Raw genomic sequence first — 16,260 nt, 5'->3', positions numbered from 1 at the left:
TCACAAAGGCGGGGCAAAGACCCGGCCAAAGAGGAGGAGATTCGCGATGCATCACCATTGGGGCGAGATCGACCGGCGTCATCTGATCAAGCTGGGCACCGTCGGGCTGGCGGCGCTGTCGCTGCCGGGCGCCGCGCGCGCGATGATGGCGCAGGGCTTTACCCATGGCGTCGCGAGCGGCGAGCCGGGGCCGAATTCGGTGCTGCTCTGGACGCGCTATGCCGCCGCGAACGACACGGCGCTGACCGCCGAATTGTCGGAAAGCGAGGATTTCTCCAAGGTTGTTGCGGGCGGCAGCGTCGTCGCGGCAGGCGAGCGCGATCATACCGCAAAGCTGGTCGTCGACGGGCTCGCGCCCGGCCGCTGGTATCATTATCGCTTCATCGCCCCCGATGGCACCAGGTCGGTGACCGGCCGCACGCGCACCTTGCCGCAGGGGTCGACGAAGGCGTTCAATCTCGCACTCTTTTCCTGCTCGAACATGCCGTTCGGCTGGTTCAATGCCTATGGCCATGCCGCGGCGCGCGGCGACATCGACCTCGTCGCGCATGTCGGCGACTATCTCTACGAATATAAGGCCGGCGACTATCCTTCGGCGAAGCAGGCGCTGCCCGGGCGCGAGAGCCAGCCGGCGCAGGAGATCGTCGCTCTTGCCGATTATCGCCTTCGCTATGCGGCTTATCGTGCCGACCCCGACCTGCAGAAGCTGCACCAGCTGTTCCCGATGATCGCCCAGTGGGACGACCATGAATTCGCGAACGACGTGTGGAAGGGCGCCGCCGAGAACCATAATGAAGGCGAAGGCGACTGGGCGGCGCGCATGGCCGCCGCCGAACGCGCCTATCGCGAATGGATGCCCGTCGCCGACGCACGCTGGCGCCAATATCAGGTCGGCGACCTCGCGACGATCTTCCTTCCCGAAACGCGCGTGACGGCGCGCGACCGGCAGTTCGAGGTCGACGAGATTATCGCGGGCGGCGGCGATGCCGCGGCAAAGCTCAAGCAGTTCGCCGAAACCGGCTACCGCGACGCCGCGCGCCAGATGCTCGGCGCGGCGCAGGAAAAATGGCTGTTCGACGGGCTTGCCGCCTCGACCAGGGCGGGAACGCGCTGGCAGGTTTGCGCGCAGCAGGTCGTGATGGGCACGCTCTTCACGCCGCCCGAAACGCGCGACTGGTTCGCCGGCGAGCAGCCCGACTATATTCGCCGCCGGGTCGAGGCGGGCCAGCTGGCGGCCAAGGCGGGGCTGCCGCTCAACCTCGACGCGTGGGACGGCTATCCCGCCGCGCGTTCGCGCCTGCTCGCCGCGGCGCAGCGCGCCGACGCCGACCTCGTCACGCTGACCGGCGACACGCACAACGCCTGGGCCTTCGACCTTGCCGAGGATGGCCGACCGGCGGGGATCGAGATTGCCGGACAGAGCGTCACATCGCCGGGGTATGAAAGCTATATCAAGGGCGTGACCGACGAGGCGCGCGTGACGGCGCTGCGCCGCTCGTCGCCGCAGCTCAAATGGGCGAATACCGCGGATCGCGGCTATGTGACCGTGCAATTCTCCCCCGAGCGGGTGACCGCGAACTGGCACAGCGTCGAAACGATCCGGGCACGCTCGCTCGCGCTGAAGAATACGCACAGCATGACCGCAACGCGCGGGCGGCGCGTCTACGACGCCGCCTGATCGCCGCACGTCGGCGGCCACGACCGGTCGGGCTCTGGGACGAGATCGATCAGGAACATCTCGCCCGACCGATCGCCGTGCCGCTGCGCGAAGAGCAGCCGGTCGCCCTTCGGCGACAGCAGCGGGCCCACCTGGAACTGGGCGGGATCGGCGGGAATGCGCCCGGCCTCGACCCAGCGTTCGCCCTCGCGGCGATAGCGGTAGAGATGCGACCGATCGCCGCGATCGGACACGACGATCATCGTCTTTCCGTCGCGCGAAATCTCCGCCTCATACTCATAGGCTCCGGCGCTGACCGGCGGACCAAGGTTGGCGACCGTCCACTCGCCCGGCCGGACTTCGGTCGCGACATAGATGTCGCCGCCGCCAGCGCTGCCCTTGCGGCTCGACCCGAAGTAGAGGCGGCCGTCGGAATCGGTGCGCGGCAGCAGCTCGGCGGCGGACGAGTTGACCGGTTCGGGCAGGCGCTGCGGCTCGCCCCAGCCGCCATCCGCGGTGCGCTCGACATACCAGATGTCGAAATCCTCCTTCGCGGGCGCATGGCGCGACGAGATATAATAGAGCCGCTTGCCGTCGGGAGTGACGAAAGGATCGGCCTCGATCACCGGCAGCGGCATCGCAAAGCGCGGCGGCGCGGGTTTGCCCCATGCGCCGTTTTCGCAGCGCGATTGCATCAGCCGGTAGTTCCGAAAATCCTTGTCGGCCGCGAGGTAGACCATCGTCCGCCCGTCGGGCGTGAAAGTCGGCGAGGATTCATAACCGGATCCCGAGATGGCGGCCGGGGTCCACAGCTTCGCGGCGCCCGGCATCGGGAGATCCGCCGCCGCGGTGCATCCCGCCAGCGCGGCGAGGGAGAGCCATACGGGAACGCGGTGGGCAAACATCATGGACTTTCTCTCCGGCAAGACGCTAGCAGAAGCGCGGTGAATTTTGCCGGGCGGCAAGCGCTTGGCCAGCGTCCGATCGGCGGTGGCGGCGCCACAAGGGCGGCGGGGGAGAGGATATGGACGCGATCGACCGGCAAATCGTGGCGATGCTGCGCGGCAACGCCCGCCTGCCATTGAAGACGCTCGCCGCGACCGTCGGCCTCGCGCGCAGCTCGGTGCGCGAACGATTGTCGAAGCTGGAAGCCGCGGGAACGATCGGCGGCTATCACGCGCGCATTGTCGACGAGGGCGGGATTGCGGCGATCCTGCAGCTGCGGCTGGCGCGCACGCCTTCGCCCGACATTGTCGCGGCGGTGACCGGCATGGTGGAGGTCGCGCGCTGCTATTCGCTGAGCGGCGAGATCGACCTGCTCGTCGAGATCGAGGCGGCCGACGCGGCGCAGCTCAACGCCGCGCGCGACCGGATCGCGCTGATTGCGGGGGTCGAAGACACAACGACCGCGCTCATCCTGAAGCGCGACAAGGATCGCTAACGGGACCGCTAGGCGGCCGCGATCGCCTCGATTTCAAGCAGCCACGCCTCATCGTAAATGCCAGCGATGATGATCGTCAGCGCAGGCGAGTGGCCGCCCAGCACTTCGTGCCGGACTTCGTAATTCGCCGCGCGATACCGGTGGTCCGACAGGAAAACGGTGACCTTGACCAGATCCTGAAAGGTCATCCCGCCAGCTAGAAGCTGTTTTTCGATATTGCGCCAGACGAGCCGGCACTGGTCCTCGAATCCCGCCGGCACCTTATCCGTCTCGTCGACCGGAATCTGGCCGCTGACGAACAGCCATCGCGTTGGCGCTTCGACAAGATGCGCCTGCGCATAGGAAACGCCGGTGGGATTGATCGCGCGATTGGACATGGCGGGCCTCGCAATTGCAATGGACGGGACGGTCAGACCCGCCAGTACCCCGGCGCAGACGATGCGGCGCGAAGGATGGACGGAAGGGAGGCCGGCCCGGTTCACTGCCACATGCAATGCGAAAGCGGAGCCGGGCTCCAGCGTCCGATGGGCGGCAGGGCCGCCGCAAGGGCGGCGCTTGACATTCATAACTACATGGTTATGAGAAAATGCATAGCCAGTGAGTTATGAATTATGACGCAACCCTCGCCCGATCTTCTCTTCAAGGCGCTCGCCGATCCCAGCCGGCGCGCGCTGTTCGAACGGCTCTGCCTCGACGGCGAGCAGACGGTCGGCGCGCTGACCGCGGGCGCGGGGATTTCTCAGCCCGCGGTGTCGAAGCATCTCGGCATCCTCAAACAGGCGGGGCTGGTGCTCGACCGGCACGAGGGGCGGCAAACGCATTACAGCGCGCAGCAGCGCGCGCTCGCGCCGCTGGTCGACTGGACCGGGCGCATGAACCGCTTCTGGGAAGCGCGGTTCGATGATCTCGAAAATTTGCTCAAAAGGATGGATCAATGACCGATACCGACGTGCGCACCGTAACCGTTGAACGCGAAATCCCGCACCCGCCCGAAAAGCTGTGGCGCGCGCTGACGCAACAGCATCTGATCGAGGAATGGCTGATGAAGAATGATTTCGGCCTCGACCTTGGCCACCGCTTCCAGCTGCGCGGCGACTGGGGCCATGTCGATTGTGAAATCCTCGATGTCGAACCGGGGCGGACGCTGTCCTACGTTTGGAATACCACGCACGATGATCCGGCCTACGCGCTGGACAGCGTCGTCACCTTCACGCTCGAACCGACCGCGGCCGGAACGCTGCTGCGCATGGAGCAGGTCGGTTTCCGCCCCGACCAGAAGCAGGCCTTCGGCGGCGCCAAGGGCGGCTGGCGCATCCATCTCGAAAATCTGGAAAAGGTCGTGGCCAAGCTCGACTGACAATCAAACAGGGAGAATCTTATGAACTGGAACCTGTGGATCCGGCAATTTCACCGCTGGGTGTCGATCCTCTTTTCGGCGATCGTGCTCGCGATTTTCGTGACGCTGGGAGTGGGGCAGGAGCCCGCCCAGTGGGTCTATTATCTGCCGCTGCCGCCGCTCTTCCTGCTGATATTCTCGGGCCTCTATATGTTTTTCCGGCCCTATTTCCGGAAGCGCGTTCAGCCGTAAGGCGGCGTATCCTCGAACTCCGCAAACCAGGGATAGTCGTTCGCGACGCTCACGGTGAAGTTCGCGGGACGCTTTTCGAGGAAGCTCGACACGCCCTCGGCGGCGTCGGCGCTGCGCCCGCGCGCGAAGATCGCGCGGCTGTCCCAGCGGTGCGCGCTCATCGGATGCGGCGCGCCGAGCATCCGCCACAGCATGTGGCGGGTAAGCGCGACCGACACGGGTGCGCTGTGGTCGGTCAGCTCGCGCGCCTTGGCGATCGCCGCGTCGACCAGTTCGCCGGGCGCGTGGACCGATTGCACCAGCCCCTTCGCATGCGCCTCGGCGGCGTCGATCAGCCGCCCCGAATAGCACCAGTCGACCGCATTCTGGATGCCGACCAGACGCGGCAGGAACCAGCTCGACGCCGCCTCGGGCACGATGCCGCGGCGCGCGAAGACGAAGCCATAACGCGCGGTCTCGCTCGCGAGGCGCGCGTCCATCGACAGCGTCATCGTCGCGCCGATGCCGACCGCGGCGCCGTTGATCGCGCCTAATACCGGTTTCTTGCAGTCGAAGATGCGCATCGAGACGCGCCCGCCCGAATCGCGGATCAGCGGGTGTGACCAGTCGATCGTGCCGTCCTCGGCGACCGGGCTCGCCGCCATGCCCTCGGGCAGCAGCGCCGCCTTGTCGGTGCGCTTGTCATAATCGAAGGTCGCGGCGCCCTGACCGAGGTCGGCGCCGGCGCAATAGGCGCGGTCGCCCGATCCGGTGAAGATCACCGCGCGCACACCGTCGTCGGCGTCGCACTCGTCGAGCGCGGCGACGATCTCCAGCATCATCTCGGTGGTAAAGGCGTTCATCCGGTCGGGGCGATGCAGCGTCAGCAGCGCGATGCCTTCATGCTTGTCGAGGCGAATCTGGTCGAAGCTCATCCATCTCTCTCCTTGGCTTTTGTGCAGCGTCGCAAGCGAGGCGGAGGAGTGCAAGCTCTAGTTGACGTAAACGTAAATCAGCGCGTGCGATGCCGGGGATGACGCGCCCGACCTTTGCCGCTATAGGGCGCCCAACCGCCCCGGCGCCGCGCTCCGTCTGAGTCGCTTTGCCGGGGTCATTCATTTGGTTCCGACAGAAAGTTTGCACGCCATGTCCCGTCGCCGCCAGATTTACGAAGGCAAAGCGAAGATCCTGTACGAGGGCCCCGAACCGGGCACGCTCATCCAGTATTTCAAGGATGATGCGACCGCGTTCAACGCGCAGAAAAAGGGCACGATCAGCGGCAAGGGCGTGCTCAACAACCGGATTTCGGAGCATGTCTTCACCTTGCTCGGCAATATCGGCGTGCCGCACCATTTCATCCGCCGCCTCAACATGCGCGAGCAGCTGATCCGTCAGGTCGAGATCGTGCCGATCGAAGTGATCGTGCGCAACGTCGCCGCGGGCACGCTGTCGAAGCGCCTCGGCATCGAGGAGGGGACGCAGCTTCCCCGCACCTTGATCGAATATTGCTACAAGGATGACGCGCTCGGCGATCCACTCGTCGCCGAGGAGCATATCGCCTGCTTCAACTGGTGCAGCCAGGACGAGCTTCACGACATCCAGGACATGGCGATCCGCATCAACGACTTCATGTCGGGCATGTTCGCCGCGGTCGGCATCCGCCTCGTCGACTTCAAGCTCGAGTTCGGGCGCCTTTATGAAGGCGACTTCAGCCGCATCATCCTCGCCGACGAAATCAGCCCGGATGGTTGTCGTCTGTGGGACATGACGACGAACGAAAAGCTCGACAAGGACCGCTTCCGCCGCGACCTCGGCGGCGAAGTCGAGGCCTATCAGGAAGTCGCGCGCCGGCTCGGCCTGCTGCCCGAGGGCGGCGAGAATGCCGTGCTCGACCTTGAGAGTCATCGGAAGAAGCGCGACAAATAGGCCCGGGCCGCGGCGATAGATCTCCGAAATTATCCGGTTGGTAACCATCCGGGCGCTATCCGATCCTCCTGATCTAGTGGGGATATGGCATCATGAGCGTTTCGGGCGGCAAGTCGCAACCGGCGGTAAGCGTCATCCATTGGGACCTTTTGGAAAAAGTCGTCGTCGTTCTGCTGCTGGCGACGCTGGCGTCGCGGCTCATACCATCGGCGATTGCGGGGCATTCTCAGAACTGGCTGTTGCTGCTCGCCGAGGGCTGCGTGGTCTTCTTCGTCCTGTTCCGCCGGTCCACCAACGATATCTCGCTCCGCCCGCTCGATTGGGCGCTGGGGTTCGGCGGCACGTTCGCCGCGATGCTGGTCATCGCGCCGAGTGACACCCCGCTCGTACCCATCGCCTTCTGCGGTTTCCTGATCATCGCGGGCATATTCTTCCAGCTTTACGCCAAATTCACGCTGCGGCGCAGCTTCGGCGTCATCGCGGCGAACCGCGGGGTGAAGGTCAGCGGCCCGTATCGCTTCGTACGTCACCCCATGTATGCGGGCTACATGCTCACCCACATCGGTTTTCTGCTTAGCGGCCCGAACTGGTGGAACCTTGCGGTCTATAGCCTTGCACTCGGGCTCAATATCGCGCGGATCATGGCCGAGGAACGCGTGCTGATGGCCGATCCCGCCTATCAGGACATGAGCCGGAAGGTGCGTTACCGGCTGATCCCCTTCGTCTTCTGATCGGGACCACGCGGATGAATTTCCTCTTGGGCTTTATCGATGTCCAGAACCTGCTTCTCGTCGCGCTGTTGTTCCTGCCGCTCGAGCGGCTACTGCCGCGACGCAGGGAGCAGCGCATGTTCCGCCCGGGGTGGGTCACCGATACCATCTATTTCATCGTCAACCGCGTGCCGATCGGCATCGGTGTGGTTGCGATCGTCGTGCTGGCGATGGTGCTCGGCGAACGCTTCGTGCCGGGCGTCTTCCGGACAATGGTCGCGGACCAGCCTTTATGGTTGCAGGTGATCGAACTGATCGTCGTCGCCGATCTCCTCTTTTATACTTTTCACCGTCTCTTCCACAGCGTGCCCCTGCTCTGGCGTTTTCATGCGGTGCATCACAGCATCGAAGATCTCGACTGGCTGGCGGCGCATCGCATCCATCCGGTCGATCAGATATTGACCAAGGGCGCGTCGCTCATTCCCTGTTTTACACTCGGTTTCACGGCTGAAGCGATCCTCATTTTCTCACTTATCTATCAGTGGCATACGCTGCTTTTGCACGCCAATGTCCGCGTCAGCATCGGGCCGTTGCGCTGGCTGATCGCGTCGCCCGAATTCCACCATTGGCACCATGCCGACAATCCTGAAGCCTGGAACCGGAATTTCGGCGCCCAACTGTCCTTCTGGGACCTGCTGTTCGGCACCGCGAATATGACGCACGGGACACTCCCGGCGCGTTATGGCATCGACGAAAAAATGCCGGCATCCTATCCGTCGCAACTGCTTCATCCGTTCCGGCGCAAGGCTGAAAAGACAGGCTGAGGAAAGAAAAAAGGGCTCCGGGCCATCCAATTGCGGAATGGCCCGGTGCCCTTTCTCTTGATCGTCAAATATTGATGCTCGTCGGGATCAGGCTCGGCTGCAGATAGGGGTATGGCTGCATCCGCTCCGCATTGCGCGTCGCGATCTCCGCTTCGACGCCCTGCAATGCAGCCTGGAACCAGGCGAGCGGCCCCTCAGCCCCCGTCACGCGCGGATCCTGGAACCACAAAGGATAGGGAAAGGCGTTGCTGCGGTAGTCGCCGAGCGGGCGGTAATGGACCGATCCCAGCAGTTCGAGCACATTCAATTGTTCGAGCGCGAGCGCCATCGGCGGCATCATCGCGAGCCAGCCCGCCTTGTCATGCCCGCGCTGACCGTTCGGCGCCGCCTGCCAGCCCGCGCCGGTGACCGCGGGGGCAAAGGCCATGATGTCCTTTTGCGGGAAATTGACCGCGGCATGCTGCGCGCTCGCGGTGAACATCACCATCGTGCAGATTTCGGCGAGCTGCGCGCGCGTCGTCACGGGCCCGAAGCCTTTGATTTTCGCCTCGCCCGCAAGGCACGCCGCCCAGGCGGCAAGCTCGGTGTCGGCGACGACATCGGTATCGTGCGCATAATAAAGGTCGACATATTGCCGCGCCCATTCGTGGATCGCGTCCCACACGAGCAGCGCATCGTCGCGGTACGGATAATCGGCAAGCGCCGAATCCACCCCGACCCCGCGCGCGGAAAAGTCGGCATGCGGTATCTTGCCATAGAAATCGAACGCCAGCCGCGCGTCGACCGCGGCGAGCTGGCTCGACGTGATCGTGCCCGCGAAAATATGGTCGATCGGGCCGCCGGCCGCGATGAGCGAGGTTGCTGCCTGTTCGTTGATGAACAAGGTGCCCTCGAAATGCGGGACGAGCAGCGCCCAGATCGGGTGGATTTCCGCCAGATGGCGATGCGTTGCGACCGCGAACGCCTCGATCACCAGATGCGTGCGCGCAAGGTGCGCGAACAGCTCGTGATAATTGCCGTCGGCGACCTGCACGGCGAACTTCGCCATTTCCCATCCCCAGATCTTGTCGGCGACGGGCGAGGGGGTGAAGATCGGAGTGTCGGCCGGATCCTGCCCGCACTGGATCGCGACGGGGATCAGCGACGATCCGCCCGGCGGCACCGCGAAGAGCGCGATCGGTTGCCAGGCGTATTTGGCTTGGGTGCCATAGGTGCCGGGATCGAGCACCTCGAGCGGCTTGTAATCGAGCAGGAACAGCCGCCCATCTGCGAGCGCGCTGCCCAGCGTGTCGCCATTCACCACCGCACTATATTTGGCGGCGCTCAGCGGGAAATTGGCGGGCAGCGCATCGCCGACCGCGGTGATCAGCATGCAGTTCGGGCCCTGCACGCGCAGCCGGGCGAACTCGCTGTCGTCCTGGAACATATAGCTGACGCCCGGAACGGGCAGCGTGGCGAATAGCGCGCGATACGCCTCGATGCTCCGCGGCGTCTTGCTGCCGAGCCCGTCGGCGTCCTCGACCTTCATCAGCTCTTCGAGCCGGTCCTTATAACCGTTGAGCAAAGCGACATGCGCGTCGCGCTCGGCGGCGGCGACGGCGTTTTCGACATCGCCCACGACGCGTTCGAAAATATTGCCGCCGGTATGCACGCCATGCTCGGCCGCGATCTTCGCCGCCGAAGCCTCGATCGCGTCGCATTCGGCCAGCGCGGCCTCATATTCGGCGCGCGGGCTATCGAGTTCGCCGTTATCGACGCCGCCGAGCTTCACCGTCAGCGCATTGCGCACGATGCCCAGCCCGACGCCGATCAGGATCACGAACCAGGCGATCGTCGGCTCGTCATTCTTGGGAACATCGGTTGCGAGCGGAACGCCGGGCAGGGTCGGGACGTCGGTCGTCCATGTATAAACGGCCTGCGTCGCGGTCAGCTGCGCCGCGCGTGCGGCCTGCTGCGCGGGCGTGTCATCCTGCGGCAGCGTGGGATCGGCCGGCGGCATCGGCGCGGCCGGCGCGGGATTGGATGCGGTCGGCTGCGGCGTCGGATAAGACATGGCGTGGCTCCTTTCGGGCGCGAAACAAGTGGCCGGGCTTGTCCCTGAACATGGTTAATATTTCGCAAGCCATTCCCCCGCGGGCGCCACTTAGCTTTGTGATAAGACAGGCTTTCATTCCTTAACCCCTGCTTTACTCGCGCTTGCTATCCCGCCGTTATGACGGGGGTCTATCACTGGCTGCGCACGCGCTTCTTTCCGCCGATTCCGGACGCGATTCGGGACGACGTCGCCTTGCTGCGCGCCAATCGCGTCGAAACGCTGACCCCGATGCTTTTCCTGATGCTGGCGGCGACAACGCCGACCGCCATCTATGCCGGGGTGCAGACGGTCCATCCGATCGTCCGCATCGGCTTCCCGGTCACGCTGGCGCTCATCGGGGTGCTCGGCTTCGTTTTTCTGATGCACAATCGCGGCCGGCGGATGAGCCTGCGCCGCGCACGGCGGATGATCAAAGAATCGATGTGGCTGTCGGGCACGACGGGCGCGATGTGCAGCAGCTGGACGGTGATCAACTGGCTCGCCGCGCCGCCCTCGACGCACAGCTATTATGCGATGATCATGGCGATGGGCTCGCTCGCGACCGCCTATTGCCTGTCGTCGATCCGCCTCGCGACCTTCATCAACCTGCTGATCGGGCTGGTGCCGATCTCGTTCCTGATGCTGACATCGGGCAATCCGCCCGAAATCGCCGCGGGCACCAGCCTGGTCGTCGCGACGATCTTCCTCTTGCGCATGATCCTCCAGCAGCACGACCAGCTGATCGACCTGCTCCAGCTTCAGCACCAGATGCGCGACCTGGCGCACACCGATCCGCTGACCGGCCTCGCCAATCGCCGCGAGTTCGACATGCGGCTCGACGAAGAGATTGCGAAGGGCGACGCGGCCAACCCGTTCGCCATCGCGCTGCTCGACCTCAACGGCTTCAAGCCGATCAACGACCAGCACGGCCATGCGATCGGCGACGGCGTCTTGTGCGAGCTCGCCGAGCGTCTGCGCCGCGCGTGCGGCGATCATGCGGTGGTCGCGCGGCAGGGCGGCGACGAATTCGCGATCCTCGTGCCCGCCGGGTCGATCCTGCTCAAGACCTCGCTTGCCGACCATGTTCTCGCCGCGCTCGCCGCGCCCTACCGCATCGGCGGCCGCTCGATCGGTGTCGGCGCTGGCATCGGCACCGCCAGCTGGCCCGAGCATGGCGACAGCGCGCGCAAATTGCTCGAGGTCGCCGACCGCGCGCTCTACGCGGCAAAAGCCGCCGATCGCGAGAAGACGTCGTCTGTCGAAAGCATCGGCCGGGTCGCGTAACACTGGCTTGACCACCCGACGGGCGGTGGCCACATCATGCTCCATGACCAAATCCCTTGTCCGGCGCGCCTCGACCGCGCTGTCGCCCCTCGTTTTCCTCATCGCCAGCACCGCGCCCGCCTGGGCTAGGGAAGCGCCCGCAAAGGTTGCCGCATCCGCGGCGGTCAATCCGCAGAGCGAAGCGGCGAAGGCGTGGAACTTCGCGGCGAGCGATGTGCCGGTCGATCCGAATATCGTCTTCGGCGTGCTCCCCAACGGGATGAAATATGCGCTGCTGAAAAACAGCACGCCCAAGGATAGCGTCGTCCTGCGCATGCGCTTCGCCGTCGGCAGCTTTGCCGAGGCCGAAGACCAGCGAGGCCTCGCGCATTTCCTCGAACATATGGCGTTCAACGGATCGACCAATGTGCCCGAGGGCGAGATGATCAAGCTGCTCGAGCGCAAGGGTCTCGCCTTCGGCGCCGACACCAATGCCTCGACCGGCTTCGACGAGACGATCTACAAGCTCGACCTGCCGAACGCGTCGGATGATCTGATCGACACCGGGCTGATGCTGATGCGCGAGACGGGCGGCAATCTGACCATCGATCCCGCCGCGGTCGACCGCGAGCGCGGCATCATCCTGTCCGAACGCCGCGCGCGCGACACCTATCAGCTGCGCAGCCTGATCGACCAGCTCGACTTCCAGATGAAGGGGATGAATGTCGCGAACCGCATCCCGGTCGGCACCGAGGAGGTGATCAGGACCGCGCCCGCGTCGCGGCTCCGCGATCTCTACGACCGCTATTACCGTCCCGAACGCGCAACGCTGGTGATGGTCGGCGATTTCGACCCCGCGGCGGTCGAGGCGAAGATCAAGGCGCGCTTTGCCGACTGGAAGGGCGTCGGTCCCGCGGGCGCCGACCCCGAAATCGGCAATGTCGATTACCAGCGCGCCGCCGCGGCCGACGATTTCGTCGATCCGGCGATCCAGGATTCGGTGACGATCGCGAGCTTCAAGCCGTGGGTGGACGAGCCCGACACCAAGGCGAAACGCGCGCGCAAGCTCGCCGAGGATGTCGGCGAGGCGATCGTCAGCCGCCGGCTCGCGAAGATCGCGCTCAACGAAGATTCGCCGATCCTGACCGGCTATTTCAGCGACGCCGAGGGTTGGAAGAAATTCGACCAGATCACCGTCGGCGCGGTCGCCAAGGAAGGCGCGTGGAAAGAAGCGCTCGCGCTCGCCGAACAGGAACAGCGGCGCGCCGTCGAACATGGCTTCACTCAGGCCGAAGTCGACGAACAGCTCGCGAACCGCCGCACCGCGCTCAAGAACGCCGTTGCCGGGGTGACGACGCGGCGCAGCGAAGGGCTTGCCGACGCGCTGATCTTGGCTGCCGATGGCGATTTCGTCCTCGTCCGGCCCGAAACCTCGCAGGGGCTGTTCGAGGCCGCGGCGCCGTCGCTGACCGCCGCGGCGGTCACAGCGGCGTTCCAGAAGCGCATGGCAGGGCTCAGCGCGCCGCTCGCGCGCGTGACGGCGAAAAAACCGGTCGAGGGTGGCCCTGACGCGGTCCTCGCGGCGCTGCGTGCGTCGACGCAGGTCGCCGTCGCCGCGCCGACCGAGGCCGCGAATGCCGCCTTCGCATACGACAGTTTCGGCACGCCCGGCAAAATTGTCAGCGACGAACGCATCGACGACCTCGGCATCCGCCGCATCCGCTTCGCCAACAACGTCATGCTCAACATCAAGACGACCGATTTCCAGAAGGACAAGGTCATGCTGTCGCTGCGCGTCGATGGCGGCAACCTGCTCGCGACGCGCGATGATCCGACCAAGGTGTCGCTCGCCGGTTCACTGATGTTGGGTGGCCTCGAAGCGCACAGCCTCGACGATCTGCGTTCGATCCTCGCGGGCAAGACGATCAGCCCGGTGTTCGGCAACTCCACCGACGCGTTCGGCGGGTCGGCGCTGACCTCGCCCGAGGATTTCGCGCTGCAGGCCAAGCTGATGGCGGCGTTCCTCACGCATCCCGGCTATCGCCCCGATGGCCTTGCGTTGATCCGCCGCGTCCTGCCGCAACAATATGCCGCGAACGACGCGACCCCCGCGGCGGTGCTCGGCCGCGACGTCGGCGGCATCCTCGCCAACAACGACCCGCGCTCGCAGACCCCGCCGCTTGAAAAGGTCATGGCGCTCGACTGGGCGCAGCTGAAGCCCGCGATCGCCGACAGCTTTGCGCATGGCGCGATCGAGATCGGCGTCGTCGGCGATATCGGCGAACAGTCGGCGATCGATGCGATTGCGGCGACGTTCGGGGCGCTGCCCGAGCGGCGAGCGGCGTTCGATCCACGCACCGATGCGCGCATCCGCCAGTTCGCGACCGACCGCAGCGAGCGTACGCTGATCCACAAGGGGCCCGCCGAACAGGCCGAGCTGCGCGTCTATTGGCCGGCGCGCGACGACAGCGACCTCGCCGAGGCGATGCAGCTCACCCTGCTGTCGCGCGCGATGCAGCTGATGCTGACCGAGGAGCTGCGCGAAAAGCTCGGCGAAAGCTACAGCCCCGGCGCGGCGGCGAGCCTGTCCGACGAATTCCCCGGCTACGGCCATCTCTTCGCGGCGAGCAATGTCGACTATAAGGATCTCGCAACGACCCGCGCCGCGATCTTCGCGATCGCGAAGGAACTGCGCGACAAGCCCATTGACGCCGACCTGCTCGACCGCGCGCGGAGGCCGCTGCTCGAAGCGATGGTGAAATCGCGGCGCGAGAACAGCTATTGGCTGAACTATGTCGCCGAAGCCGCGAGCCACGCCGACCGCCTCGACCGCAGCCGCAAGGGCATCGGCGCGGTCGAGGCCGCGACGCCGGCCGAGTTGCAGGCGCTCGCGAAGCGCTATCTGGTCGACGACAAGGCGCTGGTGATCAAGGCGGTGAGCGACAAGGCGGGGAAGTAACGCGGGCGGCTGCGTTCGGCCGGATGTTGCCCCACTCTCCCTCTTTGTCATTCCCGCGAAAGCGGGAACCCAGGGATGGGCCAGCCGACGGACGCTCTGGGTCCCCGCTTTCGCGGGGATGACGAAGTAAGGAAGGGGGCGGCGTTCGCTTCCTACCCCAAAGCCGACCTATACTCTTCTTTGCCCGCCGTGATTACGCGGGCGGCTAAACCCGCCCCGGCGTCCTTGCGCGGATGAAATTTTCCATCGCGACGAACAGCATTTCGCGTGCATCGCCGCCGAGCATCTCGGCGGTCAGCCAGTCGAAATGGACGCGGTCCCCGCGCGATGCGGTGCCGACGATCGCGGCGAGCAACGCCTCGTCGAAACTGACGCGCGGGCAACAGGGTGGGGCGACGGCGAAGGGGTCGGGCCAGACATGGCCGATCGCCTCGACCACCAGCCGATAGCGCCGCGCGGCGAGGATATTGCCCCAGCGGCGTTCGAGTTCGGGCATCGGGTCGCGTTCGCTGCGGCGGCAGAGGATGCAGTAACGCAGCGCAAGGACGGCCTGTGCCGCTTCGACCGACAAATCGCGCACCAGCGGCTGCTCGGACAATTGGCGGATCAGCTCGCTGCTTTGCATGAGGTTCGTTTCTCCCGGCCCATGCAGTCCGTCCGTTCCCATTTTCGAAAAAGATGCCGGCCGCTTTAAGCGCAGCTTTAAGTTGCAGCGGCCGGCAGGAGGGGACTGCCTGACCTTGCTATTGAGAATTAGTCGCAAATACAAGCGAAAAAAGAGGCGCCCGAAAACGCCCCTGAAAACTGCTGTTTTATCCCGTTTCGTCATCCCCGCGCAGGTGGGAATCCCGCTTCTTCCTTCGCGCTTCGACGCATTTGTCGAGAATCGAAGAAAGCGTGGCCAGCCGGATTCCCGTTTTCGCGGGAATGACGAAGGCGGCCTCAATCGTCGCCGGCAGGCTTCGACTGGAGCTGGATATAATTTTCGATCCCCATGCGCTCGATCATCTCGAACTGCTTTTCCAACTCGTCGACATGATGCTCCTCGCTTTCGAGGATGTCGGCAAACAGATCGCGGCTGACATAGTCGCGCACGCTTTCCGAATGCGCGATCGCATCCTTGAGCAGCGGGATCGCCTCTTCTTCGAGCGCGAGGTCGGCCTTGAGGATCTCCTCGACCGTCTCACCCACGCGCAGCCGGCCGAGCATCTGGAAATTGGGGAGGCCGCCGAGGAAAAGGACGCGATCGGCCAGCTTGTCGGCATGCTTCATCTCGTCGATCGACTCTTCGCGCTCGAACGCGGCGAGGCGCGCGACGCCCCAATTGTCGAGCATGCGATAATGCAGCCAATATTGGTTGATCGCGGTCAGCTCGTTCTTGAGCGCCTCGTTCAGAAAATCGATGACTTTTTCGTCGCCCTTCATGGTGTCTATCCTGTCATTTTTGTCTTGGAATGGAGTGGGCGCATTATACGCGCCCCGGCCCCATCAGGCCAAGGTCAAAAATGGCGGAAAACCAAGAAAAATCAGGCGGTCGCGACGACGTCGCTGATGATATTGCGAGCGAATGGCAGGCACTGTCCGCACTTGGGTTTGCGACCCAGTTGCGCGTAAGCGGCCTTGGCGCACCGCAATTGGCCATCGCGCGCGACATCGCGCAGCTGGCTTTCTCTTATTGCGTTGCAGACACAGACGACCATGTGCGAATCCTTCTCAACAAGAGTGATGTAGGGATAGTGCGAGCGATTCGCAACAGGAAAATGCGACTGGTTCGCAATCCGAACAGCGGCATTTTTCGGGTGCCGGGCGGCCCGCCGCCCCTTGCCCCCAAAGTGATTC

The 16,260-nt window shown here is 64.7% G+C and carries 17 protein-coding genes; 10 read left to right on the top strand and 7 right to left on the bottom strand.

Annotated elements, in window-relative coordinates:
- The first annotated feature begins 46 nt into the window (after positions 1-46).
- Positions 47-1,678, top strand: a complete 1,632-nt coding sequence (locus tag ATE70_RS22365; RefSeq protein WP_058539748.1) for an alkaline phosphatase D family protein — start codon at positions 47-49, stop codon at positions 1,676-1,678.
- Here the strand turns inward: ATE70_RS22365 and ATE70_RS22360 are convergent.
- Positions 1,663-2,565 carry a TolB family protein gene (locus ATE70_RS22360; RefSeq protein ID WP_058539747.1) on the bottom strand — a complete coding sequence of 301 codons (903 nt, stop codon included), beginning with the start codon at positions 2,563-2,565 and terminating at the stop codon, positions 1,663-1,665. The genes ATE70_RS22365 and ATE70_RS22360 overlap by 16 nt on opposite strands.
- A 116-nt stretch (positions 2,566-2,681) precedes the next feature.
- Here ATE70_RS22360 and ATE70_RS22355 point away from each other — a divergent pair, with 116 nt between their 5' ends.
- Positions 2,682-3,098, top strand: coding sequence for an Lrp/AsnC family transcriptional regulator (locus tag ATE70_RS22355; protein ID WP_058539746.1), 417 nt, complete (start codon positions 2,682-2,684; stop codon positions 3,096-3,098).
- An 8-nt stretch (positions 3,099-3,106) separates the two neighbouring features.
- On the opposite strand, the gene ATE70_RS22350 is transcribed toward ATE70_RS22355, so the two are convergent.
- Positions 3,107-3,664 (bottom strand): RidA family protein, encoded by a 558-nt coding sequence (locus ATE70_RS22350; RefSeq protein WP_197411543.1) that lies wholly within the window; start codon positions 3,662-3,664, stop codon positions 3,107-3,109.
- A gap of 45 nt (positions 3,665-3,709) precedes the next feature.
- Here ATE70_RS22350 and ATE70_RS22345 point away from each other — a divergent pair, with 45 nt between their 5' ends.
- From ATE70_RS22345 to ATE70_RS22335, 3 genes are read left to right on the top strand one after another with little or no spacing between them, the layout of a single operon-like run.
- Entirely contained in the window at positions 3,710-4,036 is a 327-nt protein-coding gene (locus ATE70_RS22345; protein ID WP_037513915.1) for an ArsR/SmtB family transcription factor, read from the top strand.
- Entirely contained in the window at positions 4,033-4,455 is a 423-nt protein-coding gene (locus ATE70_RS22340) for an SRPBCC family protein (protein ID WP_058539744.1), read from the top strand. The genes ATE70_RS22345 and ATE70_RS22340 overlap by 4 nt, the downstream gene beginning before the upstream one ends.
- Positions 4,456-4,476: 21 nt before the next feature.
- Complete coding sequence (locus ATE70_RS22335; protein ID WP_058539743.1) at positions 4,477-4,686, top strand: hypothetical protein; 210 nt, start codon at positions 4,477-4,479, stop codon at positions 4,684-4,686.
- Here the strand turns inward: ATE70_RS22335 and ATE70_RS22330 are convergent.
- Positions 4,677-5,600: a crotonase/enoyl-CoA hydratase family protein gene (locus ATE70_RS22330; RefSeq protein WP_058539742.1), complete on the bottom strand. Its 924-nt coding sequence runs from the start codon at positions 5,598-5,600 to the stop codon at positions 4,677-4,679. The two genes, ATE70_RS22335 and ATE70_RS22330, sit on opposite strands and share 10 nt — an antisense overlap.
- A 211-nt stretch (positions 5,601-5,811) precedes the next feature.
- On the opposite strand from ATE70_RS22330, the gene purC reads away from it, so the two are divergent.
- The 3 genes from purC (at position 5,812) to ATE70_RS22315 (ending at position 8,125) form a co-directional block, all read left to right on the top strand.
- A complete protein-coding gene (gene purC, locus ATE70_RS22325; protein WP_056368675.1) occupies positions 5,812-6,591 on the top strand; it encodes a phosphoribosylaminoimidazolesuccinocarboxamide synthase in 780 nt (259 codons plus the stop codon).
- A 92-nt stretch (positions 6,592-6,683) separates the two neighbouring features.
- Complete coding sequence (locus tag ATE70_RS22320) at positions 6,684-7,322, top strand: methyltransferase family protein (protein WP_058539741.1); 639 nt, start codon at positions 6,684-6,686, stop codon at positions 7,320-7,322.
- Between the two features lie 14 nt (positions 7,323-7,336).
- A complete protein-coding gene (locus tag ATE70_RS22315; RefSeq protein ID WP_058539740.1) occupies positions 7,337-8,125 on the top strand; it encodes a sterol desaturase family protein in 789 nt (262 codons plus the stop codon).
- A gap of 64 nt (positions 8,126-8,189) precedes the next feature.
- Here the strand turns inward: ATE70_RS22315 and ATE70_RS22310 are convergent, their stop codons facing one another.
- Positions 8,190-10,178: a lipoxygenase family protein gene (locus ATE70_RS22310; RefSeq protein ID WP_058539739.1), complete on the bottom strand. Its 1,989-nt coding sequence runs from the start codon at positions 10,176-10,178 to the stop codon at positions 8,190-8,192.
- Between the two features lie 159 nt (positions 10,179-10,337).
- Here ATE70_RS22310 and ATE70_RS22305 point away from each other — a divergent pair, with 159 nt between their 5' ends.
- Positions 10,338-11,483 (top strand): GGDEF domain-containing protein, encoded by a 1,146-nt coding sequence (locus tag ATE70_RS22305; RefSeq protein WP_231732818.1) that lies wholly within the window; start codon positions 10,338-10,340, stop codon positions 11,481-11,483.
- 43 nt (positions 11,484-11,526) lie between these two features.
- The gene (locus tag ATE70_RS22300; protein WP_058539738.1) at positions 11,527-14,421 is read left to right on the top strand and encodes a M16 family metallopeptidase; all 2,895 of its coding nucleotides are present in this window, start codon (positions 11,527-11,529) and stop codon (positions 14,419-14,421) included.
- Positions 14,422-14,626: 205 nt separating this feature from the next.
- Here the strand turns inward: ATE70_RS22300 and ATE70_RS22295 are convergent, their stop codons facing one another.
- The 3 genes from ATE70_RS22295 to ATE70_RS22285 all read right to left on the bottom strand — a co-directional run bounded on the left by ATE70_RS22295 (position 14,627) and on the right by ATE70_RS22285 (position 16,121).
- On the bottom strand, positions 14,627-15,046 hold the full coding sequence (locus ATE70_RS22295) for a hypothetical protein (RefSeq protein WP_058539737.1): 420 nt from the start codon (positions 15,044-15,046) through the stop codon (positions 14,627-14,629).
- A gap of 317 nt (positions 15,047-15,363) precedes the next feature.
- Positions 15,364-15,846 (bottom strand): bacterioferritin, encoded by a 483-nt coding sequence (bfr, locus tag ATE70_RS22290; protein ID WP_058539736.1) that lies wholly within the window; start codon positions 15,844-15,846, stop codon positions 15,364-15,366.
- Between the two features lie 101 nt (positions 15,847-15,947).
- The gene (locus ATE70_RS22285) at positions 15,948-16,121 is read right to left on the bottom strand and encodes a (2Fe-2S)-binding protein (RefSeq protein WP_058539777.1); all 174 of its coding nucleotides are present in this window, start codon (positions 16,119-16,121) and stop codon (positions 15,948-15,950) included.
- Positions 16,122-16,260: the final 139 nt, after the last annotated feature.

It is taken from the genome of Sphingopyxis sp. H053 (assembly GCF_001468225.1).
In the GTDB taxonomy this organism is placed as follows: Bacteria; Pseudomonadota; Alphaproteobacteria; order Sphingomonadales; family Sphingomonadaceae; genus Sphingopyxis.
This window is presented reverse-complemented; position numbering and strand designations above follow the sequence as displayed.